Source organism: Brevundimonas sp. GW821-FHT02A10 (assembly GCF_059422025.1).
In genome coordinates this window covers 1219529-1242820 of sequence record NZ_JBWKWC010000001.1, presented here as the reverse complement: position 1 = coordinate 1242820, position 23292 = coordinate 1219529, and the positions used below count along the sequence as shown (strand labels likewise).

Genomic DNA, 23292 nt, shown 5'->3' with positions numbered 1-23292 from the left:
CCCGCCGTCCCGGTCCCCTACCGCTTTCCTCCAATCTTTTTAAATTCTTGATCAGAGTAAGGGGAGGGCCTGTGACCCCTTGGACAAACCGGGCACTTGAGCGAAGGCCGGGCTCCCCGTAGGACCAAGCTCATGACAACGCCTTCGGTCCAGCCTCTCCTCCTTCAGGTCCTTTCGGGCCAGAAGACCAGCCGTCCTCCCGTCTGGTTCATGCGTCAGGCCGGGCGGTATCTGCCGGAATACCGGGCCCTGCGCGCCGAGGCCCCGGACTTCATCGCCTTCTGCATGAACCCGGAGATGGCGGCCGAGGCGACGCTGCAGCCGATGAAGCGGTTCGGCTTCGATGCGGCCATCGTCTTCGCCGACATTCTCCTGATCCCGCAGGCGCTGGGCCAGGACGTCTGGTTCGAGACCGGCGAGGGACCCCGGCTCGGCGAGATGCCGCCGGTGGGGCGAATGGCCGAGCTTGCCGAGGGCGCGGGCGAACACCTGGCCTCGATCGGCCGGACCCTGTCTCTCGTCCGCGAAGAGCTTCCGCCCGAGCGCGCCCTGATCGGTTTCGCCGGCGCCCCCTGGACCGTCGCCACCTATATGCTGGACGGCCATCACAATAAGATTGGCAAGGGCGAACGGGCCACGGCGCGCAAATACGCCTACGAGGATCCCGAGACGGTCGACGCCCTGCTTGAGGTTCTCGTCGAGGCCACGGCCCGCTATTTCGTCATGCAGGCCAATGCGGGCGCCCAGGTCCTGAAGATCTTCGAGAGCTGGGCCGAAGGGCTCCCCGACGACCTGTTCGAACGTCTGGTGCTCAATCCTCACAAGGCCCTGGTCGCCCGGACGCGCGAGCTGGGGGTGACCATCCCCCTGATCGGCTTCCCGCGCGGGTCTGCCATCCACGCCGAACGCTATGCGAGCGAAGTAGACGTCCAGGCCGTGGCGCTCGACACCGCTTGTCCGCTCGCGGTCGGTCAACGGGTCCAGAAGATCAAGCCGATCCAGGGGGCGCTCGATCCCCTGCTGCTGCGCGCCGGCGGCAAGGCTCTGGACGCCCGCGTCGATCAGCTGCTCGAGGCCTGGGGGGACGGGCCGTGGATCTTCAACCTCGGCCACGGGATCCTGCCCGACGTGCCGATCGCCCATGTCGAACAGGTCCTGAAACGGATCGGCGCCCAGTAATGGCGACCGGGGAGGGCAGGGGCGGTCGCCGCATCGCAGTGGTGCTGTTCAATCTGGGCGGGCCGGATGACGCCGCCTCGGTGAAGCCCTTCCTGTTCAACCTGTTCAACGATCCGGCCATCATCGGCCTGCCCGGCTTTCTACGGACGGGGGTGGCGAAGCTGATCTCCTCGCGGCGCGAGACCTCGGCCCAGGCCAACTATGCGATGATGGATGCGGGCGGCGGGTCCCCCTTGCTCGGCGAGACCCGGCGCCAGGCCTCGGCTCTGGAGACGGTGCTCGGTTCCGCCCTGCCCGGCGACGAGGTCCGGGTCTTCATCGCCATGCGTTACTGGCATCCGTTGACCGAAGAGACAGCCGTCGACGTCGCCGCCTTCGGTCCCGATGAGGTGGTCCTTCTGCCGCTCTATCCCCAGTTCTCGACCACCACGACCCAGTCCTCGCTCAAGGCGTGGAATGAAACCTACGCCGGGTCGGGCCGGTCGCGCGCCATCTGCTGCTATCCGCAAGGCGACGGCTGGATCGAGTCCCAGGCCGACAGCGTCCGCTCCGCCCTGACCGAAGCCGGCGATAAACCCGTGCGCCTCCTCTTCTCCGCCCACGGCATCCCCGAGAAACTGGTGGCTAGGGGCGATCCCTATCAGGAGCAGGTCGAGGCCACGGTCGCCGCCATCGTTTCCCGGCTGGGAGGTGTGGATCACCAGATCTGCTACCAGAGCCGGGTCGGGCCGATGAAATGGCTGGGCCCCTCGACGCCCGAGGCCATCACCGAGGCCGGCCGTGACGGGGTCGGCGCCGTGGTCGTCCCGGTCGCCTTCGTCTCCGAGCACATCGAGACCCTGGTCGAGCTCGACATCGAATACCGCCATCTGGCGGAGCAGACGGGAGTCGCTCCCTATCTGCGGACCCCGACGGTCAGCCTGTCCGAACCCTTCATCGGCATGTTGTCCGACGCGGTCGTGGGTTCGCTGGGCCGCACGGGCGTCGCCCCCTATGGTCCGGGGTGTCGGGCGGCGTGGAAGGCCTGTCCGTTCCAGCAGTCTGGTCAACATCAGGAGAGAGCCGCGTGAACCAGTACGATCTCGCCCGCGGCCTTCATATCCTGGCGGTCATCGCCTGGATGGCCGGCCTGCTCTTCCTGCCGCGCCTGTTCGCCTATGACGCCGAGCAGAACGCGAAACCCGAGCCGCTGAAGTCGGAGATGCAGACCCTGCTGCGCACCTGGCAGGCGCGGCTGATGAAGATCATCATCAACCCGGCCTCCATCCTCGTCTTCATCTTCGGCGCCTGGCTGATCCATCTCGACATCCAGATGCGCGGCGCCGGCTTCCTCGCCCAGCCGTGGATGATCACCAAACTGGTCGGGGTCGTCCTGCTCTACGGCTGGCACGGTTATCTCTCGGCCGAGCGCAAGCGGATCGCCGCCGGGACCTCGGTCCGCACCAGCAAATTCTGGCGCATGACCAATGAAATCCCATTCGTCCTGGCCATCATCATGGTGCTGTCGGTGACGACGGAGTGGACATTTTCCTAGGGCGCTATCGTTCGCCGCGCGGCGGCTCACTGCTTGAGCGCGGTTGGTCTCGTTCTGCTTCAGCTTGACCTCGGCCCCCGATCCGTGGTTTCGCTGGCGCGAACCGCGAGGCGAGATCCGCCCACGGTCCCTCTCTCTTCGCGACGCCGGCCGGGTTGACCCCGCTGGAGCCCGTCGCAAATCCCTTGGGCCGCAAGGCCAGACTTTTCCAACGCCTCTTCGTCCCGCGCCCTTACGGCGTCCGGGCGCGAGGCCGGGTGCTATCCTGACATGACCGACGTACGCGACACCGACCCCACCGCCCCCGAAGCCGAAGCGCTCGAAGGGCTGACTCCCGAGAATTCGGCCCCCGAAAACACTGCGGAAGAGATCGCCGCCGCCGAGAGCGCCATCGCGGCCGCCGAGGCGGAAGACGAGGAGGAGGGCGAAGCCGTCGTCCCTTCCGGCCGCATCACCCTGCAAGAGCTGAACGACAAGACGCCGGCCGATCTGGTCGCCTTCGCTGAACAGCTCGAGATCGAGAACGCCGGCAACCTGCGCAAACAGGATCTGCTATTCGCCATCCTCAAGGCCCTGGCCGACGAGGAAGTCGAGATCATCGCCGACGGCGTGCTCGAAATCCTGTCGGACGGCTTCGGCTTCCTGCGTAGCCCGGGCGCCAATTACCTTCCGGGTCCGGACGATATCTATGTCTCGCCCTCGCAGATTCGCCGCTTCGGCCTGCGCAACGGCGACACCGTCCACGGCGCCGTCCGCGGTCCGCGCGAAGGCGAACGCTACTTCGCCCTGCTCAAGGTCGACACGATCAATTTCGAGAGCCCGGAAACGGTCTCCACCAAGGTCCTGTTCGACAACCTGACGCCGCTCTATCCCGACGAGCGGCTGCACATGGAAATCCAGGACCCGACCCTGAAGGACCGTTCGGGCCGGGTCATCGACATTGTCGCCCCGCTCGGCAAGGGCCAGCGCTGCCTGATCGTCGCCCCGCCGCGCGTGGGCAAGACGGTCATGCTCCAGAATATCGCCAAGTCGATCGAGAAGAACCATCCCGAGGTCTTCCTCATCGTCCTGCTGATCGACGAACGCCCGGAAGAAGTGACGGACATGCAGCGCACCGTGAAGGGCGAGGTCGTGGCCTCGACCTTCGACGAGCCGGCCAGCCGCCACGTCGCCGTCGCCGAGATGGTGATCGAAAAGGCCAAGCGCCTGGTCGAGCACAAGCGCGACGTCGTCATCCTGCTGGACTCGGTCACCCGTCTGGGCCGCGCCTACAACGCCACTGTCCCCTCGTCGGGCAAGGTCCTGACCGGCGGTGTCGACGCCAACGCCCTGCAGCGGCCCAAGCGCTTCTTCGGCGCGGCGCGCAATGTGGAGCAGGGCGGCTCCCTGACCATCATCGCCACGGCCCTGATCGACACCGGCTCGCGTATGGACGAGGTCATCTTCGAAGAGTTCAAGGGCACCGGTAACTCGGAAATCGTGCTGGACCGCAAGGTCGCCGACAAGCGCATCTTCCCGGCCATCGACGTGCTCAAGTCCGGCACCCGCAAGGAAGAGCTGATCACGCCGAAGGAACAGCTGACCAAGACCTATGTCCTGCGTCGTATCCTGAACCCGATGGGCCCGCAGGACGCCATCGAGTTCCTGCTCGACAAGCTGCGCCAGTCCAAGAACAACGGCGACTTCTTCCAGTCGATGAACACCTGATCGTCGACCGCCATTGGGCGAGCGGCGGTATGACCGGGTACTACGTAGTTTCACGTGAAACATCGGGTTCCGGAATCGGAGTGAAGCCATGAAGGTCACCATCAACATCGAGTGTGAACCCGCCGAGGCCCGGGCCTTTCTGGGTCTTCCCGACGTCACTTCGCTCAATGACCATCTGGTCGAGGAGATGAAGAAGCGAATGGACGCCAACGTCTCGGCCATGCAGCCCGAAGAGCTGATGAAGTCCTGGACCAGCTTCGGCCTGACCGCCCAGGACCAGTTCCGCCGCCTTATGGAAGCCGCGACCACGACTTCGACGAAGTGACGATGGAGGCGACGTCTCCTCCCCACGCAGTGGGGAGGTGGCATGGCGCCACTTCGCGCCATGACAGAGGGGACTCTTCCCTGTGACCACCCACACCATTTTCGCCCTCGCCACTCCGCCGGGTCGCGGGGCCATCGCCATCCTCCGCCTGTCGGGGCCGCAGACCGACGCCGCCCTGACCGCCCTCGGCGCCGGCGGCCTCAAGCCGCGTCTGGCTTCGCTGCGGACCCTGATCCACGACGGCGCTGTCATCGACCAGGCGCTGGTCCTCCGCTTCCCCGGCCCCAACTCTTACACGGGCGAGGACTGTGCTGAGCTCCATCTCCATGGCGGCCGGGCCGTGGTTGAGGCGGCGTCCAACGCCCTGATCGCCTTGGGCCTGCGCCCGGCCGAGCCCGGCGAGTTCACCCGTCGCGCTTTCGAAAACGGCCGTATGGATCTGGCCCAGGCCGAGGCGGTCGCCGATCTGATCGACGCCGAGACCACGGCCCAAGCCGGTCAGGCGCTGGGCCAGCTCGACGGCGCTCTCAGCCAGACCTACGCCGGCTTCCGTCGCGACCTGCTCAGGGCGCTCGCCCTCGTCGAAGCCGAGATCGATTTTCCGGATGAGGACGTCCCCGACAATCTCGCGCGCACCGCCGGGCCGGTGCTCGACGCCTTGGCCGCCGATCTGCGCGCGGCCCTGGCCGACGCCGACCGGGGACGGCGGGTGCGCGAAGGCTATCGCATCGTTCTGATCGGCGAGACCAACGCCGGCAAGTCCTCCCTGTTCAACGCCCTGGTCGAGCGGGAGGCGGCGATCGTTACCCCGATCGCCGGGACGACGCGCGACGTCCTCGACGCCGAGCTGGTCATCGGCGGCTATGCCGTGACCCTGTCCGACACCGCCGGCCTGCGCGACAGTGACGATCTCGTCGAGGCCGAGGGTGTTCGCCGGGCCCGCGCCCGGGCTGCCGAGGCCGACCTCCGCTTGTGGGTCCGCGCGCCCGGTGACCCGGACGGTGTCGCCGCCGACTTCGCAAAGCCGGATGATCTGGTCGTTCTGACCAAGGCCGATCTGGGCGCCGCTTCGGTTGAGGCCGCCGAAGTCCTGACCGTCAGCACGACGACCGGGGAGGGGCTCGGCGCGCTCCACGACTGGATCGCCGCCCGTCTGGCTCGCGATCTGTCGGGCGCTGACTTCCCCGCCGTTACACGTGAAAGACACCGCCGCCGACTGACCGAAGCCCTGTCTGCGGTCGAGGCCGGCCGCACCGCACTGGAGCGTGCGCCCGAGATGGCGGGCGACGATCTCCGCCGCGCCGCCGAGGCCCTGGCCCGGGTCACCGGGGCGATCGGCGTCGAGGATGTTCTCGGTGAGGTGTTTTCGACCTTCTGTATCGGAAAGTGAGGGCGGTCTGTTCCACGTGAAACACCGCCTTCAGTAGCTTTTTCGGCCCATTTCCCCTATGTCCCCCGCCATGCATTCCACCTCATCTTTCGACGTCATCGTCATCGGCGGCGGCCACGCCGGCTGTGAGGCCGCGGCGGCCTCCGCACGCGCCGGCGCCCGGACTCTTCTGCTCACCCAGAAGCTGGAGACGGTCGGTGAAATGTCGTGCAACCCGGCCATCGGCGGCTTGGGCAAGGGCCATCTGGTCCGTGAGATCGATGCCCTGGACGGCCTCATGGGCCGGCTCGGCGATGTCTCCGGCATCCAGTTCCGCCTGCTCAACCGCTCCAAGGGCGCCGCCGTCCAGGGCCCGCGCAGCCAGATCGACCGCCGCCTGTACCGCGAAGCCATGCAGGCCGAGCTGGCGCAGACTCCGAACCTGACCCTGATGGCCGGTACGGCCGAGGGCCTGATCATGGATGGTGACCGCGTCGTCGGCGTCGTGACTCTCGGTGGCGAACAGATCCGCGCCGCCGCCGTCGTCCTGACCACGGGCACCTTCCTCAATGGCGTCATCCATCGCGGCGACGAGCGTATTCCGGCGGGCCGTCACGGCGAGGATCCGTCGACCGGCATGGCCGCCGATCTCTACGGCGCGGGGCTCATGATGGGCCGCCTCAAGACCGGCACTCCAGCCCGGCTCGACGGCCGCACCATCGGCTGGGACCGGCTGGAGATGCAGGCCGCCGATGAAGAGCCTGTGCCGTTCAGCTTCCTGACCGACCGGATCGACGTGCCCCAGATCGCCTGCGGCATCACCTCGACCAATGAAGAGACCCACCGCATCATCGCCGCCAACCTCGGCGAAAGCGCCGTCTATGGCGGCCACCTCACCGGACGCGGCCCGCGTTACTGCCCCTCGATCGAGGACAAGGTGGTCCGGTTCGCCGACAAGACCTCGCATCAGGTCTTCCTCGAGCCCGAGGGCCTGGACGATCCGACCGTCTATCCGAACGGCATCTCGACCTCCGTCTCACCCGAGACCCAGCTGGCCTTCCTGCGCACCATGCCGGGGCTGGAGGCGGTCGAGGTCTTCCGCTTCGGCTATGCCATCGAATATGACTATGTCGATCCGCGCGAGCTGACTCCGGCGCTGGAGGTCAAGCGCCGTCCGGGCCTGTACCTCGCCGGCCAGATCAACGGCACGACCGGATACGAGGAGGCGGGGGCCCAAGGCCTGATCGCCGGTCTCAACGCCGCCCGCGCCGCCGCCGGTTCGGACCCGATCATCCTCGGCCGCGACCAGGCCTATATCGGGGTAATGATCGACGACCTCGTCACCCGGGGCGTCACCGAACCCTATCGGATGTTCACCAGCCGGGCCGAGTACCGCCTGACCCTGCGCGCCGACAATGCCGACCAGCGTCTGACGCCCATCGGCATCGCCGCCAGCGTCGTCGGCTCCGGCCGGGCCGCCCGGTTCAGTGAGAAGGCAGCGGCCTTGGCCGAGGCCATGACCCTTGCACGTGAAATGCGGTACACGCCGAAGGAGGCCCAGGCGCTCGGCATCGCCGTCAACCCCGACGGCCAGCGCCGCTCGATGCGCGACCTGCTGGCCTATCCGGGCGTCGACCTGACCGCCTTCGAGGCCCAGCATCCGGTCATCGCGAGCTGGCCCGCCGCCGTGCGCGAACAGGTCCAGATCGATGCGGGCTATGCCGGCTATCTGGATCGCCAGTCCGCCGACGCCGAGGCCCTGCGCCGCGAGGAGCAGCTGAAGCTGCCGGCCAATCTCGACTACGCCCTGATCGGGGGCCTTTCGAACGAGGTGCGCGAGAAGCTCAGCCTGATCCAGCCGCAAACTCTCGGGCAGGCGGGCCGGATCGAGGGCATGACCCCCGGCGCCCTGACCGCGCTTCTGTCCCACGTCCGCAAGGGCGCGCGCACTGAAGCCGCCGCATAAGATGACCCCGACCGAATTCCAGACCCTGACCGGCGCATCGCCGGAGCGCATGGCCGACCTCGCCGTCTTCCTCGAGCGGCTGACCGAGGCCAACGAAGTCATGAACCTCGTCGGGCCCGACTCCATTCCCGACTTCTGGAACCGCCATGCCTGGGATTCCGCCCAACTTCTGGATCTGGCGCCCGAGGCGAAGACCTGGGCGGATCTGGGGGCAGGGGCCGGTTTCCCCGGCGTGGTCCTCGCCATCCTGTTGAAGGATCGGCCCGGCGCCCACGTCTGGCTGATCGATTCCCTTCAAAAACGCTGCCGGTTCCTGCAGACCGTCGTCGACGAACTGGCCTTGCCGGCGACGGTGATCTGGGGCCGGGCGGAGGAGCAGAACGTCAAGGTGGACGTCGTGACCGCCCGCGCGGTGGCCCCGATGGACAAGCTTCTGGGTTATGCACAGCCCTACCTCTCTCGCGGTGCACAAGCTGTGTTTCTCAAGGGAGAGAAGGCCGAGGCGGAGTTGCAGGAGGCGGCCAAGGTCTGGCATCTGGAGGCTGACCTCTCCGTTTCCCGCAGCGATCCCCGCGGTCGTATCGTCACCGTCAGGACCCTTCGCCGTGGCCCCCAAAAGCGTAAACATGCCTGAAGTCGAGAAGAAGACCCGCGTCCTCGCCGTCTCCAACCAGAAGGGCGGGGTGGGCAAGACCACGACCGCGATCAATCTGGGCACCGCCCTGGCCGCCATCGGCGAAAAGGTGCTGATTGTCGACATGGACCCCCAAGGCAATGCCTCCACGGGTCTGGGTGTTCCACGTGAAACGCGCCGCATCACCATCTATGATGTCATCGTCGACGGTCGCTCGATCCATGACGCGGCCGTACCGACGGCCGTACCGGGACTGCATATCATTCCCGCCGATGCCGACATGTCGGGTGTCGAGATCGAGCTTTCCCAGGCAGACCGGCGTTCCTACCGTCTGCGCGACGCTCTGGAAGCGCAGCAGAATGGCGCTACCGGGTATGACCCGGCGCCTTACGACTATGTCCTGATCGACTGTCCGCCGTCGCTGAACCTGCTGACCCTGAACGCCATGGCAGCGGCTGACGGCGTGCTGGTGCCGCTGCAGTGTGAGTTCTTCGCGCTGGAGGGCCTGACACAGTTGATGAAGACCATCGACATGGTCCGTCAATCATTGAATCCGGCGCTGGAAATCCAGGGTCTGGTCCTGACCATGTATGACCGCCGCAACGCCCTGTCGGCCCAGGTCGCCGCCGACGTGCGCGGCCATTTCGGCGACAAGGTGTATGATGCGGTCATCCCGCGGAACGTCCGGGTGTCGGAGGCGCCGTCCTTCGGCAAGCCCGTGCTGATCTACGATCTGAAATGCACCGGCAGCCAGGCCTATCTGCGCCTCGCCAAGGAGGTGGTCGGCCGCGAACGTCGCCGCCGCGCCGAACCGGCCGCCGCCTGAAAACAATAAAAGAAACGGAACAAAGACTTGTCTGAACGTCAAAGAGGATTGGGCCGCGGCCTGTCGGCCCTGCTGGGCGAGAACGCCGCCGAGGCCGTGCCGGTTTCGGGCGTGCAGGCGGCCGGAATCCAGACCGCCCCGATCGAGAGCCTCAAGCCCAATCCCGATCAGCCGCGCAAGATCTTCACCCAGGAAGATCTCGACGAACTGACCAATTCGATCCGCGACAAGGGTATCCTTCAGCCCATCCTCGTGCGCACCCAGCCGGGTCAGGACGGCATGTGGCAGATCATCGCCGGCGAACGCCGCTGGCGCGCCGCCCAGGCCGCTCGCCTGACCGAGGTGCCGATCGTTGTGCGCGAGATGGACGACGTCGAGGTGTTCGAGGTCGCAATCATTGAAAACGTCCAGCGCGCCGACCTGAATCCTCTGGAAGAGGCCGATGCCTATCGGATGCTGATGGAACGGTTCGGCCGGACCCAGGACACGGTCGCCGGCGTCGTCGGCAAGAGCCGCAGCCATGTGGCCAACACCCTGCGCCTGCTGCAGCTGCCGGAGGAAGTGCTCTGGTACGTCCGCAACGGCAAGCTGACCGCCGGTCACGCCCGCGCCCTGATCACCGCTCCCAACCCGGGCGAACTGGCCGAACAGGTCTTCAAGGAAGGCATGAACGTCCGTCAGGCCGAGGCCTTGGCCCGTCGCGCAGCCGAGGGTCCGAAGCCCGCGTCGTCGAAGCCGGCTGCGGCCTCGGGCGAAGGCTCGGCCGACGTTCAGGCGCTGGAGCAGGATCTGGCCGACGCCCTGGGCCTGAAGGTCCAGCTGGCCGACAAGGGCGGCAAGGGCGAGATCACCATCCGCTACGGCTCGCTGGAGCAGCTGGACGACCTCTGCCGCCGCCTGATGCGCGGCTGATCCGGATTTTGTGCTAGGCTGGGCGAATGACTGAAAAGACCGAAACCGCCGCCGAAGCCCTGAAACGCGTCCTCGCCGCCAAGAAGGCGAACGCCACAGGCGCAGGCGGCCCGGCCTTCAAGCCCGGCCAACATCCCGAAAAGGCCGCCAGCGCCAAAAGCGCGAACATGGCCAAGCCGGCGTTCAAAAAGGCGTCGAAGCGGGGGTAATGGTCCCTTCTCCCCTTGCGGGAGAAGGTGGCAGCCGAAGGCTGACGGATGAGGGGTCACGCCGTCGATGATGGTAAGGCCTTTCATCGCACAGAGCTTCAGCCGCCTGCGCGACCCCTCATCCGACCTCGCTGCGCTCGGCCACCTTCTCCCGCAAGAGGAGAAGGATCAGGTCAGACCACCTCACCCCGCAGCAGTTTCGGCAGATCGCCCGTCGCGCCGCCGGCCTCGCGCATGAAGGCGCGGCGCAGGGGGCCGATGCGGTTGACGGCGGCCATGCCAAGGTCGCGGGCCAGCCGCACGGGCGGCAGGTCGTTGGAGAACAGCCGCACGAAGCCGTCGAAACCGGCAGCCAGGGCCGCATTGTCGAACCGACGCCAGCGGGCGTAGCGGTCCAGAATCATCTCCGAGCCGAAATCCTCGCCCAGACGCACGGCCTCGATCAGGACTTCAGCCAGGGCGGCGGCGTCCTTCAGTCCCATGTTCAGCCCCTGACCCGCTACCGGGTGCACTCCGTGGGCCGCGTCGCCGAGCAGGGCCGTGCGCGGGGCCGTGAGTTTCTCGGCCAGCTCCAGCGACAACGGATAGACGAAGCGTGGGCCCTCGGGCACGGCGCCGTCCAGAAACTCGCCGAAGCGCCGCATCAGATGGCTGTTGAAGGCCTCGTCCGAGGCGGATTTCAGGGCCTCGGCGCGGCGGGTGGTCTCGGTCCAGACCAGACTGGCGCGCTGGTCGGTCAGGGGCAGGATCGCGAAGGGACCGCCGGGCAGGAAATATTCGTGGGCGACGCCACCGTGGGGCCGGCCCAGACGCACTGTGGCCACGACGCCGCTCTGGCCATAGCCCCAACCGACCGTGCCGATCCCGGCGGCGCGACGCACGACCGAGCCGCGGCCTTCGGCGCCCACGACCAGCGGCGCCTTCAGCACTACGCCGTCGCTAAGGGTCACGGTCGCGCCGAAGCCGTCGGTCTCCACCGAGGCGACGGAAACCGGCGCGCGCACCTCGATCCCGACCTCCGTGACGGCGCGGGCCAGCGCCGTGCGGATCTGCCGGTTCTCGACCATATAGCCGAGCGGTTCATCACCGTTCTGGTCACCGATCTCGGCCGCGTCGAATCGAAGGTAGGCGGGCAGGGGCCTGTGCGAGGCCGCGCCGGGCCGATGGCCGTCAGTCACCAGAATATGGTCCATGCGGCAGGCGTGGGGACGCAGGCCCTCGCCGACGCCCAGCGCATCCCACATGCGGAAGGTGGCGTAGGCGATGGCGGTCGAGCGACCGTCGAAGGTCGGGGCCAGCTGGGCCGAGAAGGGCTGCGGATCGACCAGAACCACCTTCAGTCCGCCCTGTGCCGCCGCCAGCGCGAATGTCGCCCCGGCCAGACCGGCGCCGGCGATGATGACGTCATGCGTAAAGGGCGTACTCATGCCCCGCTTGTCGCGCCGCGAAGGGTCCACGTCCAGAGGTCAGAAGGTCCACAGACCCGCCTCTGCAAGCGACGCTTGGTAAACGCCCCTTAACCACCCTCGGGCGATAACGGCGGAGAGACCGTTTCGTCCGGAGTAAGCCGTTCCATGTCCGCCGTTCTGATTATCGGCAATCGCGCCTGGTCGAGCGCCCGCATCCTGTGGGACGCGCCCTTCGTGGTGCGCTTCCGGGGCGTGCTTCAGGCCCTGCTGGCGGCGCTGCTGCTGGTCGCCCTGATCTCGTGGAATCCGGCCGATCCGAGCCTGAACGCGGCCTCCTCGACGAGCGCGACCAACTGGCTGGGTTCGAACGGCGCCCTGTTCGCCGATCTGGCCATGCAGTCCGTGGGTCTGGCCGCCTGGCCGATGACGGTGCTGCTGATCGCCTTCGGCCTCGCCACGGCCATCGGGGAGGCGATCCAGCAAAGGCTCAAGCCGACGCCGCTGAAGGCCCTGTCCGCCTCGGCGGGCGTGCTCCTGCTGTCCGGGGCCCTGTCGGCCCTCGCCGCGCCCGCCGCATGGCCTCTGGCGACCGGAATGGGCGGTCTGTGGGGCGACGCCTTCACCGGCCTGCTCGCGGGCGGCCTGCATGCGCTGAAATTGCCCGGCGCCCGGGTCATCGTCGGCCTGCTGTTCGCGGGTCTGGGCCTGTGGGCCTGCGCCTATGCCGTGGGCGTGCGCCTGACCGACTTCTCCGAAGCCCTGCACTGGGGTTCGACCCTGCGTCGCCAGCCCGATCCCCAGCCGGTCCCGGCGCCGCGCAAGCCGCGCGCGCCCCGGCCCAAACCGATGACCGAAGCCGCCGCCATCCAGTCCGAACAGCGGATGGCCTCCCCGGGCCCTGAGGTCGCGACCCGCGCCCCCACGGCGCCCGAGCCTGTTCCGGAAGCCGCCTGGGCTCACGACGCGGATACGGATGGCGCCTGGGCAGACGACGGCCCGCCGTGGGACGAGGCGCCGATGGCGCCGACCTCTCTCGCCGCCGCCGTCGAGCCGCGCGTCGCCGCGCCCAAGACACCCAAACCCGCGAAAAGCAACGCCGACCCGGATCAGGGCGCCTTCGTCTTCGACCGGCCGGAAGGCGACTTCGACCTGCCGCCGCTGGGCATGCTGGCCAAGCCCCAGGCCCGCGTCGGTATGATCGACGAGGATTCGCTCAAGCAGAACGCCAAGATGCTGGAAGGCGTGCTGGCCGAGTTCGGGGTCAAGGGCGTCATCGACCAGATCCGCCCGGGTCCGGTCGTCACCCTGTACGAACTGGTGCCCGCCGCCGGGGTCAAGCACGGCCGGGTCGTGGCCCTGTCCGACGACATCGCCCGCTCCATGTCGGCCCGCGCCTGCCGCATCTCGGTGGTCCAGGGCCGCAACGCCATCGGCATCGAACTGCCCAACGCCAAGCGCGAGACCGTCTATCTGCGCGACCTGCTGGCCTCGGGCGAATACGCCAAGCCTTCGCACATCCTGCCCCTGGCGCTCGGCGAAAGCATCGGCGGCGAGCCCTATGTCGCCGATCTGGCGCGCATGCCCCACCTGCTGATCGCGGGCACCACCGGCTCCGGCAAGTCGGTCGGGGTCAACGCCATGATCCTGTCGATCCTCTACCGCCTGACGCCGGCCGAGTGCCGCTTCATCATGATCGACCCCAAGATGCTGGAACTGTCGGTCTATGACGGCATCCCGCACCTGCTGGCCCCCGTCGTCACCGATCCGAAGAAGGCCGTCGTCGCCCTGAAGTGGACGGTGCGCGAGATGGAGGACCGCTATCGCCGCATGTCCAAGCTCGGCGTCCGCAACGTCGCCAGCTACAACGAGCGCGCGGTCGAGGCCCAGAAGAAGGGCGAGCATTTCGAACGCACGGTCCAGACCGGCTTCGACGAACAGGGCCGCCCGATCTACGAGAGCGAGAAGATCCGCCCCGAGCCCATGCCCTATCTGGTCGTGGTCATGGACGAGATGGCCGACCTGATGCTGGTCGCGGGCAAGGACGTCGAGGGCGCCGTCCAGCGTCTGGCCCAGATGGCCCGCGCCGCCGGCATTCATTTGATCATGGCCACGCAGCGCCCGTCGGTCGACGTCATCACCGGCACCATCAAGGCGAACTTCCCGACCCGGATCTCCTTCCAGGTCACCTCCAAGATCGACAGCCGCACCATCCTGGGCGAGCAGGGCGGCGAACAGCTGCTGGGTCAGGGCGACATGCTCTATATGGCCGGCGGCGGCCGCATCACCCGCCTGCACGGCCCGTTCGTGACCGACGGCGAGGTCGAAAGCGTCTGCGCCCATCTGCGCGCCCAGGCCGAGCCCGACTACCTCGACCTGATCACCGACGATCCGGACGGTGACGGCGACAACGCCATGGGCGGCGATGAGGGCGGCTCCTCCGGCGACGACCTCTATGACCGCGCCGTCGCCGTGGTCACCCGCGACCGCAAGGCCTCGACCTCCTACGTCCAGCGCCGCCTGCAGATCGGCTACAACCGCGCCGCCTCCCTGATCGAGCGGATGGAGCAGGAGGGCGTCGTCTCCCCCGCCAACCACTCCGGCAAGCGCGACGTCCTTGCAGGCCCGCCGCCGATGGGGTGACCGCGACCGCGGTCGGATAACGGGCAAACAAAAAGGCCGGTGGATCGCTCCACCGGCCTTTCTCATTTCAAACCGTTGGGGCCGATTACTCGGCCGCGATGGCCTCGGCTTCGGGGGTCGAGCCGCCGCCTGCGAGGTTGCGCAGGACGTAGGGCATGACGCCGCCGGCGCGGAAGTAGTCCAGCTCGGTCTGGTTATCGATGCGGCAGCGGACCGGGAAGCGGGCCATCTTGCCGTCCGACGGACGGAACAGCTCGACCCACAGGTCCTGACGCGGCTTCAGCTTGCCGATGTTGACGTCGGACAGGCCGCGAACCGTGACGATTTCCTCGCCCGTCAGACCCAGCTTCTGCCAGCCGTCAGCCTTGAACTGCAGCGGCACCACGCCCATCCCGACCAGGTTGGAGCGGTGGATGCGCTCGTAGCTTTCGGCGATGACGGCGCGCACGCCCAGCAGCTTGGTGCCCTTGGCCGCCCAGTCGCGCGACGAGCCCGTGCCATATTCCTTGCCGGCGAAGACGACCAGCGGACGGCCTTCCGACTGGTAGCGCATGGCCGCGTCATAGATCGACATGGTGTCGCCCGACGGGAAGTGCTTGGTCACGCCGCCTTCGATGTCCGGGGTGATCTTGTTGCGGATGCGGATGTTGGCGAAGGTGCCGCGCATCATGACCTGGTGGTTGCCGCGGCGGGCGCCGTAGCCGTTGAAGTCCAGCGGGTCGACGCCGTGGTTGATCAGGAAGGCGCCGGCGGGCGACGAGGACTTGATCGAACCGGCCGGGGAGATGTGGTCGGTGGTGATCGAGTCGCCGAAGATGGCCAGGACGCGGCCCTCGACGATGTCGGTGACCGGAGCCGGGTCCATCGACAGGCCCTCGAAGTAGGGCGGGTTCTGGACGTAGGTCGAATCCGCATCCCAGTCATAGGTCTGGCCGCCTTCGATCTTGATCGCCTGCCAGTGCTTGTCGCCCTTGAAGACGTCCTTGTAGCGCTTGGCGAACATGGCCGGGGTGACCGACTTGCGCTGGATGTCGGCGACTTCCTGCGACGTCGGCCAGATGTCCTTGAGGAAGACATCCTTGCCCTTCTTGTCCTGACCGATCGGGTCTTTCGTGATGTCGATGCGCATCGAACCGGCGATGGCGTAGGCCACGACCAGCGGCGGCGAGGCCAGGTAGTTGGCCTGGACGTCGGGGTTCACCCGGCCTTCGAAGTTGCGGTTGCCCGACAGGACCGAGGTGGCGACGATGGCGTTGTCGTTGATCGACTTGGAGATCGCCGGAGCCAGCGGACCCGAGTTGCCGATGCAGGTGGTGCAGCCGTAGCCGACCAGGTTGAAGCCCAGCGCGTCCAGATCCTTCGAAAGGCCGGCGTCGTTGAGATAGTCGGTGACGACCTGCGAACCGGGAGCCAGCGAGGTCTTGACCCAGGGCTTGGCCTTGAGGCCCAGCGCATTGGCCTTGCGCGCCACCAGACCGGCGGCGATCAGCACCGACGGGTTGGAGGTGTTGGTGCACGAGGTGATGGCTGCGATGACCACGTCGCCGTCGCCGACGGTGAATTTCTCACCCTCGACGTCGTAGCGCGGGGCGTCCGACGGACGGCCGAAGGTGCCGGTCAGATGGCCTTCGAATTCGGGGGCGGCGGTGGTCAGTTCGACGCGGTCCTGCGGACGCTTCGGGCCGGCCAGCGACGGGACGACCGAGGCCAGGTCCAGTTCGAGCGTGTCGGTGAAGATCGGGTCTTCGGAGTTCTCGTCGATCCACAGGCCTTGCGCCTTGGCATAGGCTTCGACCAGGGCGACGCGCGCCTTGTCACGACCGGTGGCGGTCAGGAAGTCGATGGTGGCGCGCGAAACGGGGAAGAAGCCGCAGGTGGCGCCGTATTCCGGGGCCATGTTGGCGATGGTCGCCTGGTCTTCCAGGGTCAGGCCGGTCAGGGCGTCGCCGAAGAACTCGACGAACTTGCCGACCACGCCCTTCTTGCGCAGCATCTGGGTGACGGTCAGGACGAGGTCGGTGGCGGTCGCGCCTTCCGGCAGACGGCCGGTCAGTTTGAAGCCGATGACTTCCGGGATCAGCATCGGGATCGGCTGGCCCAGCATGGCGGCTTCAGCCTCGATGCCGCCGACGCCCCAGCCCAGAACGGCCAGGCCGTTGATCATGGTGGTGTGCGAGTCAGTGCCGACGACGGTGTCGGGATAGGCGACGGTCTTCTTGCCCTCTTCGAGGATCCAGACGGTCTGGGCCAGGTTCTCCAGGTTCACCTGGTGGCAGATGCCGGTGCCGGGCGGGACGACGCGGAAGTTCGCGAAGGCCGACGAACCCCAGCGCAGGAAGTTGTAGCGCTCGATGTTGCGCTCATACTCGCGCTCGACGTTCTGGCCGAAGGCTTTGGCGGTGCCGAAATTGTCGACCATGACCGAGTGGTCGATGACCAGGTCGACCGGGTTCAGCGGGTTGATCTTGGAGGCGTCGGCGCCCAGGGCGGTCATGGCGTCGCGCATGGCGGCCAGGTCGACGACGGCGGGAACGCCGGTGAAGTCCTGCATCAGGACGCGGGCCGGGCGGAAAGCGATCTCGTGCTCGACCGAGCCCTTGTTCTCGATCCAGGCGGCGACGGCCTTGAGGTCGTCCTCGGTGACCGAAACGCCGTCTTCGTTGCGCAGCAGGTTCTCGAGAAGCACCTTCATCGAGCGCGGCAGACGGGAAATCCCGGTCAGACCGGCTTCCTCGGCGGCGGGAAGGCTGTAATAGGCGTATTTCTTGCGCCCGACGGTGAGATCCTGACGGGTCTTGAGGCTGTCATTCGACGGCATGGAGAGTCTTCCTCTGGTGTACGCCGCCCGACAATCCGGTTGCGCCTCCGCGCGACAGACGCCGGGTCACACAGGTCCCCGACGCGCGCGGCGAAAGCCTGCTGCGGCACGGGGGGCTATAGCTCCGCAGATGTATACAGTCCATGTATCCACGTCCTCTGTGGGGACATTGAGAACGGGTCGCAAAAAGTGATCCATTCCCTGAGCTTGAGCCGACTTTCCCTCGTCCGCGGCGAACGGGTCCTGTTCCGCGAACTGGACTTCGAACTTCAGGCCGGTGAGGTCTCAGCCCTGACCGGGGCCAATGGCGCGGGCAAGACCAGCCTGTTGCGCGCCGTCGCCGGTCTGATCCGGCCCGAGGCCGGCGAGATCACCTTCCACGACGGCGACCACAACCGGCTCGATCCGCGCGAGGCGCGGGGCAGGGAGATCCATCTGCTGGGCCATCTGGACGGGCTGAAGGGCGCGCGGACGGCGCGCGACGAACTGGCGTTCCAGTGCGACTGGCTGGGCCACACCCAGGACGGGGTCGATGAGGCGATCGACACCTTCGGCCTCAAGCCCCTGCTGGATCTGGAGGTGCGCAAACTGTCGGCGGGCCAGAGGCGCCGACTGGCGCTCGGTCGGCTGGTCGGGTCGCCGCGCGCCCTGTGGCTGCTGGATGAGCCTATGGGGCCGCTCGACGCCCGCTGGCGCGCCGTGTTCGCCGAGGCGATGCAGCGGCATCTGCGGTCCGACGGCCTGATCGTCGCCGCCGTCCACGACGCCCTGCCCATGCCTGTGCGGTCGCTGGATCTCGGAGGGCTGGCGTGAACGAACCCCGCCTGCCCAAATGGGACGACCCGAAACCCGGCAAGCCCGAGCCCGGTGCGCCGGAGCCGCGCGCGCCGGGCCTGCGCGGGGCGACGCGGGTGCTGTTCGAACGCGAGCTGTCGCTGGCCTGGGGCGGGGGAGGGGGTCCGCTGCTGGCCTGCGCCTTCTTCGCCTGTGTGACCGCCATCCTGCCTCTGGCGGCGGGAGGCGAGCTCAAGACCCTCGCTCCGGTCGCGGCAGGCGTCGCCTGGCTGGCCCTGGCCCTGTCGTCCCTGCTGTCGCTGGAGCGGCTGTTCGAGCGCGATCTGGACGACGGGGCGCTGGACCTGCTGGCCACTGGCCATCTGCCGCTGGAGTCCGTCTTCATCATCAAGGCCCTGAGCCAGTGGATCGCCACCGGCCTGCCTCTGGCCTTGACCGCGCCCGTGGCGGCGCTGGCCCTTGGACAACCGATTGGACTGGCGCCCCTGACGGCGCTGGCGGCCGGCCTCGGCGGGCTGGGCTTCGCCTTCACCGGGGCGCTGGGCGCGGCCCTCGCTCTTGGAGCGAAGCGGGGAGGGCTGCTGATCGCCGTCGTCGTCCTGCCCCTGTTCATTCCGCCGGTGGTGTTCGGCTCGGGGGCGCTGGCCCGGGCGGTTCAGGGCCTGCCGCCGGGACCGGCCCTCGCTCTTCTGGCCGCCTACGCCCTGTTCGCCGCCGTCATCGCCCCCTTCGCCGGCGCCGCCGCGATCCGCAACGCTCAGGGGTAGACGTAGGTGATCAGTGATAATCTGAAACTCGAGTTGGCTTGCCGTCCGGACCGGCAGGCGTAAAGCGGATCCCATGACCGACACCGTCCAACCCGAAACTCCGCTTCAGGCCCCCGACCAGCAACCGGTCGTGCGCGTCATCGCCATGCCGGCCGACACCAACCCCGAGGGCGACATCTTCGGCGGCTGGCTGCTGGCCCAGATGGACCTCGCCGGCTCGACCCCGGCCTTCGATCTGGCGCGCGGCCGCTGCGCCACCATCGCCGTCGACGGCATGGTCTTCCACCAGCCCGTCTCGGTGGGCGACGAAATCTCGATCTATGCGAAGGTCCTGCGGGTCGGCCGCACCTCGATCCGCGTCCATGTCGAGGCCTGGAAACGTCCGCGCGCCTCGCACACCGTGATCCGGGTGACCGAAGGCGTCTTCACCTATGTCGCCATCGACGAACACCGCAAGCCGCGCGCCATTCCTGTCGATTGACCGCCGACCGATCAAACTGCGATCCTGTCCTCGGGGGAGATCGCCGATGATCATCTATGCACTCTATCTGGCCGCGCTTTTCCTTCTGCTGAAGGACGGTATTCCGTGGGCCGGCGCCGTCACATCCGGATCCATCAAGACACGAGGGGCGCGACGCGAGGTGGTTCGTCGCGCCGAGGATCCCGACCGCTTCAAGCGGCTTGTGGCCCAGAGATTCAAGGGAATGGCCCCCGGCGCCCTGTGTCTGGCCGCCGCGATCGGCGTTACGCTCTGGACGACCTTTGGCGCGATCATGGCGACCGCCTGAGGCCACGTTGGCTGGGCCAAACCCCCGGAAATCTTGACCCGAAGGGCCTTCGCGCCTACCTGAGCCCCATGGCCGTCAGACGTATCCTCACCATCGACAACCCCGCCGACCTGGCGGTGCTCAAGCAGATCTCCAAGCCAGTGGAGGCTGTCGACGCCGACGTTCGCGCCCTGATGGACGACATGCTGGAGACCATGTACGCCGCCCCGGGCATCGGTCTGGCCGCGGCCCAGATCGGCGATCTGCGTCGCGTGGTGGTCATGGACCTGCACGACGGCGAACCGACCACGGACGCCGAAGTGGTCGACGAAGCCGGCGAGGACGCCGAGCCCAATCTGGCCGCCAATCCGCGCTTCTTCGCCAATCCGGAAATCCTCTGGGCCTCGGACGAGCTGTTCCAGTACGAGGAGGGCTGCCTGTCCCTGCCGGAGTATTTCGACACGGTCTCGCGCCCGGCCCGCATCCGCATCGCCTATCTCAACCGCGACAACCAGCGCATCGAGGAAGAGATCGACGGCCTCTACGCCGTCTGTTTCCAGCACGAACTGGATCATCTCGAGGGCGTTCTGTTCATCGACCACCTGTCGCGCCTGAAGCGCGACCGGGCGGTGACCAAGGTTCGGAAATACATGCGCTCGATGGCGCTGGAGAACGCATGATGGGCCGCAGATCGACGGTGATCGACACCCACGGCCGCCGCCGTCTGACCCGCTCCGAGAAGATCGGCATCGGCAGCCTGGCGACCATCATCGGCGTCGCCGCCATCGGTCTGGTCGCCGGGGTCCTGCTGGACCGCCTGCTCGACTTCGACGACGCGCTCGACGCGGGCGGCGAATGGGACGAAGGCGGCGGCGTGGCCTCGCGCTGGGACTGACGTCCCAGCTTCTTTTTGGGCGCTATGTTCGCGACGCGGTCGCTCACGACTTGAGCGCGGTTTTGGCCTGATCCTTCCGTCCGGACGAATGTCGGGCTAGGGGAGCCCGTCTTTCAACGATCCGAGGGCATTCCATGCGCCTGGCCTTCATGGGCACCCCCGAATTCGCCGTGCCCTCGCTGGCCGAGCTGATCGCCTCGGGCCATGAGATCGTCGCCGTCTATTCCCAGCCGCCGCGCCCCAGGGGGCGGGGCCAGAAGCTGACGCCGTCGCCGGTCCACGCCTTCGCCGAGGCCATGGGCCTGCCGGTGTTCACGCCCGAGTCGATGAAGTCTGCCGAGGCCATCGAGATCTTCCAGAGCCTCGACCTCGATGCGGCCTGCGTCGTCGCCTATGGCCAGATCCTGAAGCCCGCCGTGCTGGAGGCGCCGCGTCTGGGCTGTTTCAACCTGCATGGTTCCCTGCTGCCCCGCTGGCGCGGCGCGGCCCCGATCCAGCGCGCCATCATGGCCGGCGACCGTGAGACCGGCGTCCAGATTATGCGCATGTCCGAAGGCCTCGACGAAGGCGCCATTCTGCTGTCCGAGGTCCTGCCGATCCATCCCGACGACACCGCCGCCAGCCTGTCCGAGCGGATGTCGGTCACCGGCGCCACCCTGTGGACCCGCGCGCTCGCCGCCATCGAACGCGGTGGCGTCACCGAAACGCCCCAGGCGGGCGAACCGACCTATGCGAAGAAGATCACGCCGTCCGAGGCCCGTATCGACTGGACCCGTCCGGCGGCCGAGGTTGACTGCCATATCCGCGGCCTGTCGCCCTTCCCCGGCGCCTGGTTCGCCGCGCCTGACGGCACGCGGGTCAAGGCCCTGATGTCGCGGACCAGCCTGAAGGGAACCGGCGCCCCCGGTGAGGTTCTCGATGACGAGCTTCTGGTCGCCTGTGGGGAGGGCGCCGTCCGCCTGACCCGCGTCCAGCGCGAGGGCAAGGCGGCGCAGCCGGCGTCGGACCTGCTCAAGGGCTTCCCACTGCCCGCCGGGACCGTATTGGGCTGATGCCCCGTTACCGCCTGACCATTGAATACGACGGCTCGACCTATGCCGGGTTCCAGGCCCAGGCGGGCCTGCCGACCGTGCAGGGCGCGATCGAGATGGCGGTGAAGGGTTTCTCGGGTCAGGACGTGCGCATCGCCGCCGCCGGACGCACCGATTCCGGGGTTCACGCCACGGGTCAGGTCGTCCATGTCGATCTCGAAAAGGACTGGCCCGCCGACACCGTCATGAATGCGCTGAACGCCCATCTAGTGAAGGAGGCGGTCGCCGTCCTCGACTCGACGGCCGTCGGCGACGACTGGCACGCGCGCTTCTCGGCGACCGGCCGCCGCTACCTCTACCGCATCCTCAACCGCCCCGGCCGCCCGGCGCTGGAGCGGGGCAAGGTCTGGCATATGAAGAAGGCGCTGGACGCCGCAGCCATGCATGCGGCGGCCCAGGCTCTGGTCGGCCATCACGACTTCACCACCTTCCGCGACCTGGCCTGCCAGTCGAAGTCGCCGGAGAAGACCCTGGACGTCGCCCGCGTCACCCGCGTCGGCGAGGAGGTGCATCTGGTGTTCGAGGCCCGGTCCTTCCTGCACCGTCAGGTCCGCTCCATGACTGGCACCCTCGTCGAGGTCGGCCTCGGTCGCTGGACGGCGCAAGACGTCGCCGAGGCTCTGGCCGCGCGTGACCGCACGGCCTGTGGACCCGTGGCGCCGTCGGACGGGCTTTATCTGACGGGCGTGGCCTACGACTAGGCCAACCAGAAAGCCTACTTCTTCAGAAACCCGCCGATCATCCCGCCCAGACCGCCGGGCAGCTGGTCCAGCAGGGCGCCGGCGTCGTTCGTATGGCCATTGGGCGTCAGCCGGTCGATGGCTTCGGGCAGGAGGCCGGCAAGCGTCTGGCTGGCCTGTTCGGGCGAGACGCCCAGCTTTCCGGCCAGATCGGCGATGGGGCCATGGCCGATGACCGACTGGATCTGTTCCGGGGTGATGTTGAGGTTGCCGCCCTTGCCGATCCAGCTGGCGGCGATCTCGCCCAGACCGTGCTGGCCGAACTTGTCCGCCAGACCCTGAACCCCGCCCTGACCTTTCAGAAGGTCGGCGAGCCCGCCCGCGGCGTCGTCGCCGAGGCCGTGCATGACGTTGTCGAGAAGTCCCATGATCGTTCTCCGGTTTCGCACCCCACGGTGCGCCCGCAAGCCTACGCCTTCGTGACGCCCGACACCGTAAAACAATGCAAAAAGGCCCGCCGGTCAGGGCGGGCCTTTCAGTCGTCAGAGGCTCTGGCCTCAGTTCTTGGCGGTCTCGGCGCCCGAGGTGACGGCCGAACCGGCGGCCGAGACGTCGCGGCCGACGCCCGAGACGGTGTTGCAGGCCGAAACAGCCAGGGCGGCGGCGACGATGGACAGGGCGATGATCTTGCGCATGGGGGTTTCTCCAAGGGGGGAACTGTTGAACCTTCGCCGTAACGCCAAGCGTGACCATAGGGTTGCATGGTCAA

The 23292-nt window shown here is 67.6% G+C and carries 24 protein-coding genes; 20 read left to right on the top strand and 4 right to left on the bottom strand.

Annotated elements, in window-relative coordinates; translation table 11 throughout:
• Positions 1 to 132: 132 nt before the first annotated feature.
• From hemE to AC07U0_RS05740, 11 genes are all read left to right on the top strand, one after another.
• Positions 133 to 1179, top strand: a complete 1047-nt coding sequence (gene hemE, locus AC07U0_RS05790) for a uroporphyrinogen decarboxylase (protein ID WP_494719058.1) — start codon at positions 133 to 135, stop codon at positions 1177 to 1179.
• Complete coding sequence (hemH, locus tag AC07U0_RS05785) at positions 1179 to 2249, top strand: ferrochelatase (protein WP_494719057.1); 1071 nt, start codon at positions 1179 to 1181, stop codon at positions 2247 to 2249. The genes hemE and hemH overlap by 1 nt, the downstream gene beginning before the upstream one ends.
• The gene (locus AC07U0_RS05780; RefSeq protein WP_494719056.1) at positions 2246 to 2713 is read left to right on the top strand and encodes a CopD family protein; all 468 of its coding nucleotides are present in this window, start codon (positions 2246 to 2248) and stop codon (positions 2711 to 2713) included. Before hemH ends, AC07U0_RS05780 begins: the two co-directional genes overlap by 4 nt.
• 270 nt (positions 2714 to 2983) lie before the next feature.
• On the top strand, positions 2984 to 4420 hold the full coding sequence (gene rho / locus AC07U0_RS05775) for a transcription termination factor Rho (protein WP_494719055.1): 1437 nt from the start codon (positions 2984 to 2986) through the stop codon (positions 4418 to 4420).
• An 88-nt stretch (positions 4421 to 4508) separates the two neighbouring features.
• Positions 4509 to 4745 (top strand): DUF6489 family protein, encoded by a 237-nt coding sequence (locus tag AC07U0_RS05770; protein WP_494719054.1) that lies wholly within the window; start codon positions 4509 to 4511, stop codon positions 4743 to 4745.
• 82 nt (positions 4746 to 4827) lie between these two features.
• A complete protein-coding gene (gene mnmE / locus AC07U0_RS05765) occupies positions 4828 to 6135 on the top strand; it encodes a tRNA uridine-5-carboxymethylaminomethyl(34) synthesis GTPase MnmE (protein WP_494719053.1) in 1308 nt (435 codons plus the stop codon).
• Between the two features lie 70 nt (positions 6136 to 6205).
• Positions 6206 to 8080, top strand: a complete 1875-nt coding sequence (gene mnmG, locus AC07U0_RS05760) for a tRNA uridine-5-carboxymethylaminomethyl(34) synthesis enzyme MnmG (protein WP_494719052.1) — start codon at positions 6206 to 6208, stop codon at positions 8078 to 8080.
• A 1-nt stretch (position 8081) separates the two neighbouring features.
• The gene (gene rsmG, locus AC07U0_RS05755) at positions 8082 to 8714 is read left to right on the top strand and encodes a 16S rRNA (guanine(527)-N(7))-methyltransferase RsmG (protein ID WP_494719051.1); all 633 of its coding nucleotides are present in this window, start codon (positions 8082 to 8084) and stop codon (positions 8712 to 8714) included.
• Positions 8707 to 9540: a ParA family protein gene (locus AC07U0_RS05750; RefSeq protein WP_494719050.1), complete on the top strand. Its 834-nt coding sequence runs from the start codon at positions 8707 to 8709 to the stop codon at positions 9538 to 9540. The genes rsmG and AC07U0_RS05750 overlap by 8 nt, the downstream gene beginning before the upstream one ends.
• 27 nt (positions 9541 to 9567) lie before the next feature.
• The gene (locus AC07U0_RS05745; RefSeq protein WP_494719049.1) at positions 9568 to 10452 is read left to right on the top strand and encodes a ParB/RepB/Spo0J family partition protein; all 885 of its coding nucleotides are present in this window, start codon (positions 9568 to 9570) and stop codon (positions 10450 to 10452) included.
• A gap of 26 nt (positions 10453 to 10478) precedes the next feature.
• Complete coding sequence (locus AC07U0_RS05740) at positions 10479 to 10661, top strand: hypothetical protein (protein WP_494719048.1); 183 nt, start codon at positions 10479 to 10481, stop codon at positions 10659 to 10661.
• A gap of 173 nt (positions 10662 to 10834) precedes the next feature.
• Here the strand turns inward: AC07U0_RS05740 and AC07U0_RS05735 are convergent, their stop codons facing one another.
• Positions 10835 to 12088 (bottom strand): UbiH/UbiF/VisC/COQ6 family ubiquinone biosynthesis hydroxylase, encoded by a 1254-nt coding sequence (locus tag AC07U0_RS05735; RefSeq protein ID WP_494719047.1) that lies wholly within the window; start codon positions 12086 to 12088, stop codon positions 10835 to 10837.
• 147 nt (positions 12089 to 12235) lie between these two features.
• Here AC07U0_RS05735 and AC07U0_RS05730 point away from each other — a divergent pair, with 147 nt between their 5' ends.
• Positions 12236 to 14710 carry an FtsK/SpoIIIE family DNA translocase gene (locus tag AC07U0_RS05730; RefSeq protein ID WP_494719046.1) on the top strand — a complete coding sequence of 825 codons (2475 nt, stop codon included), beginning with the start codon at positions 12236 to 12238 and terminating at the stop codon, positions 14708 to 14710.
• 85 nt (positions 14711 to 14795) lie between these two features.
• On the opposite strand, the gene acnA is transcribed toward AC07U0_RS05730, so the two are convergent.
• Complete coding sequence (gene acnA, locus AC07U0_RS05725; protein WP_494719045.1) at positions 14796 to 17528, bottom strand: aconitate hydratase AcnA; 2733 nt, start codon at positions 17526 to 17528, stop codon at positions 14796 to 14798.
• 189 nt (positions 17529 to 17717) lie between these two features.
• On the opposite strand from acnA, the gene ccmA reads away from it, so the two are divergent.
• The 8 genes from ccmA (at position 17718) to truA (ending at position 22544) form a co-directional block, all read left to right on the top strand.
• The gene (gene ccmA, locus AC07U0_RS05720) at positions 17718 to 18341 is read left to right on the top strand and encodes a heme ABC exporter ATP-binding protein CcmA (RefSeq protein WP_494719044.1); all 624 of its coding nucleotides are present in this window, start codon (positions 17718 to 17720) and stop codon (positions 18339 to 18341) included.
• Positions 18342 to 18421: 80 nt separating this feature from the next.
• On the top strand, positions 18422 to 19090 hold the full coding sequence (ccmB, locus tag AC07U0_RS05715) for a heme exporter protein CcmB (protein ID WP_494719192.1): 669 nt from the start codon (positions 18422 to 18424) through the stop codon (positions 19088 to 19090).
• Between the two features lie 73 nt (positions 19091 to 19163).
• Positions 19164 to 19571: an acyl-CoA thioesterase gene (locus tag AC07U0_RS05710; RefSeq protein ID WP_494719043.1), complete on the top strand. Its 408-nt coding sequence runs from the start codon at positions 19164 to 19166 to the stop codon at positions 19569 to 19571.
• A gap of 46 nt (positions 19572 to 19617) precedes the next feature.
• The gene (locus tag AC07U0_RS05705) at positions 19618 to 19878 is read left to right on the top strand and encodes a hypothetical protein (protein ID WP_494719042.1); all 261 of its coding nucleotides are present in this window, start codon (positions 19618 to 19620) and stop codon (positions 19876 to 19878) included.
• 68 nt (positions 19879 to 19946) lie between these two features.
• Positions 19947 to 20537, top strand: a complete 591-nt coding sequence (gene def, locus AC07U0_RS05700; protein WP_494719041.1) for a peptide deformylase — start codon at positions 19947 to 19949, stop codon at positions 20535 to 20537.
• Complete coding sequence (locus AC07U0_RS05695; protein WP_494719040.1) at positions 20534 to 20752, top strand: hypothetical protein; 219 nt, start codon at positions 20534 to 20536, stop codon at positions 20750 to 20752. The genes def and AC07U0_RS05695 overlap by 4 nt, the downstream gene beginning before the upstream one ends.
• Positions 20753 to 20886: 134 nt before the next feature.
• Entirely contained in the window at positions 20887 to 21804 is a 918-nt protein-coding gene (gene fmt, locus AC07U0_RS05690; protein WP_494719039.1) for a methionyl-tRNA formyltransferase, read from the top strand.
• Positions 21804 to 22544: a tRNA pseudouridine(38-40) synthase TruA gene (gene truA, locus AC07U0_RS05685; protein WP_494719038.1), complete on the top strand. Its 741-nt coding sequence runs from the start codon at positions 21804 to 21806 to the stop codon at positions 22542 to 22544. Before fmt ends, truA begins: the two co-directional genes overlap by 1 nt.
• 14 nt (positions 22545 to 22558) lie before the next feature.
• Here truA and AC07U0_RS05680 read toward each other — a convergent pair whose 3' ends face one another.
• On the bottom strand, positions 22559 to 22951 hold the full coding sequence (locus AC07U0_RS05680) for a YidB family protein (protein ID WP_494719037.1): 393 nt from the start codon (positions 22949 to 22951) through the stop codon (positions 22559 to 22561).
• A 129-nt stretch (positions 22952 to 23080) separates the two neighbouring features.
• Positions 23081 to 23218 (bottom strand): entericidin A/B family lipoprotein, encoded by a 138-nt coding sequence (locus AC07U0_RS05675; RefSeq protein ID WP_494719036.1) that lies wholly within the window; start codon positions 23216 to 23218, stop codon positions 23081 to 23083.
• Positions 23219 to 23292 lie beyond the last annotated feature (74 nt).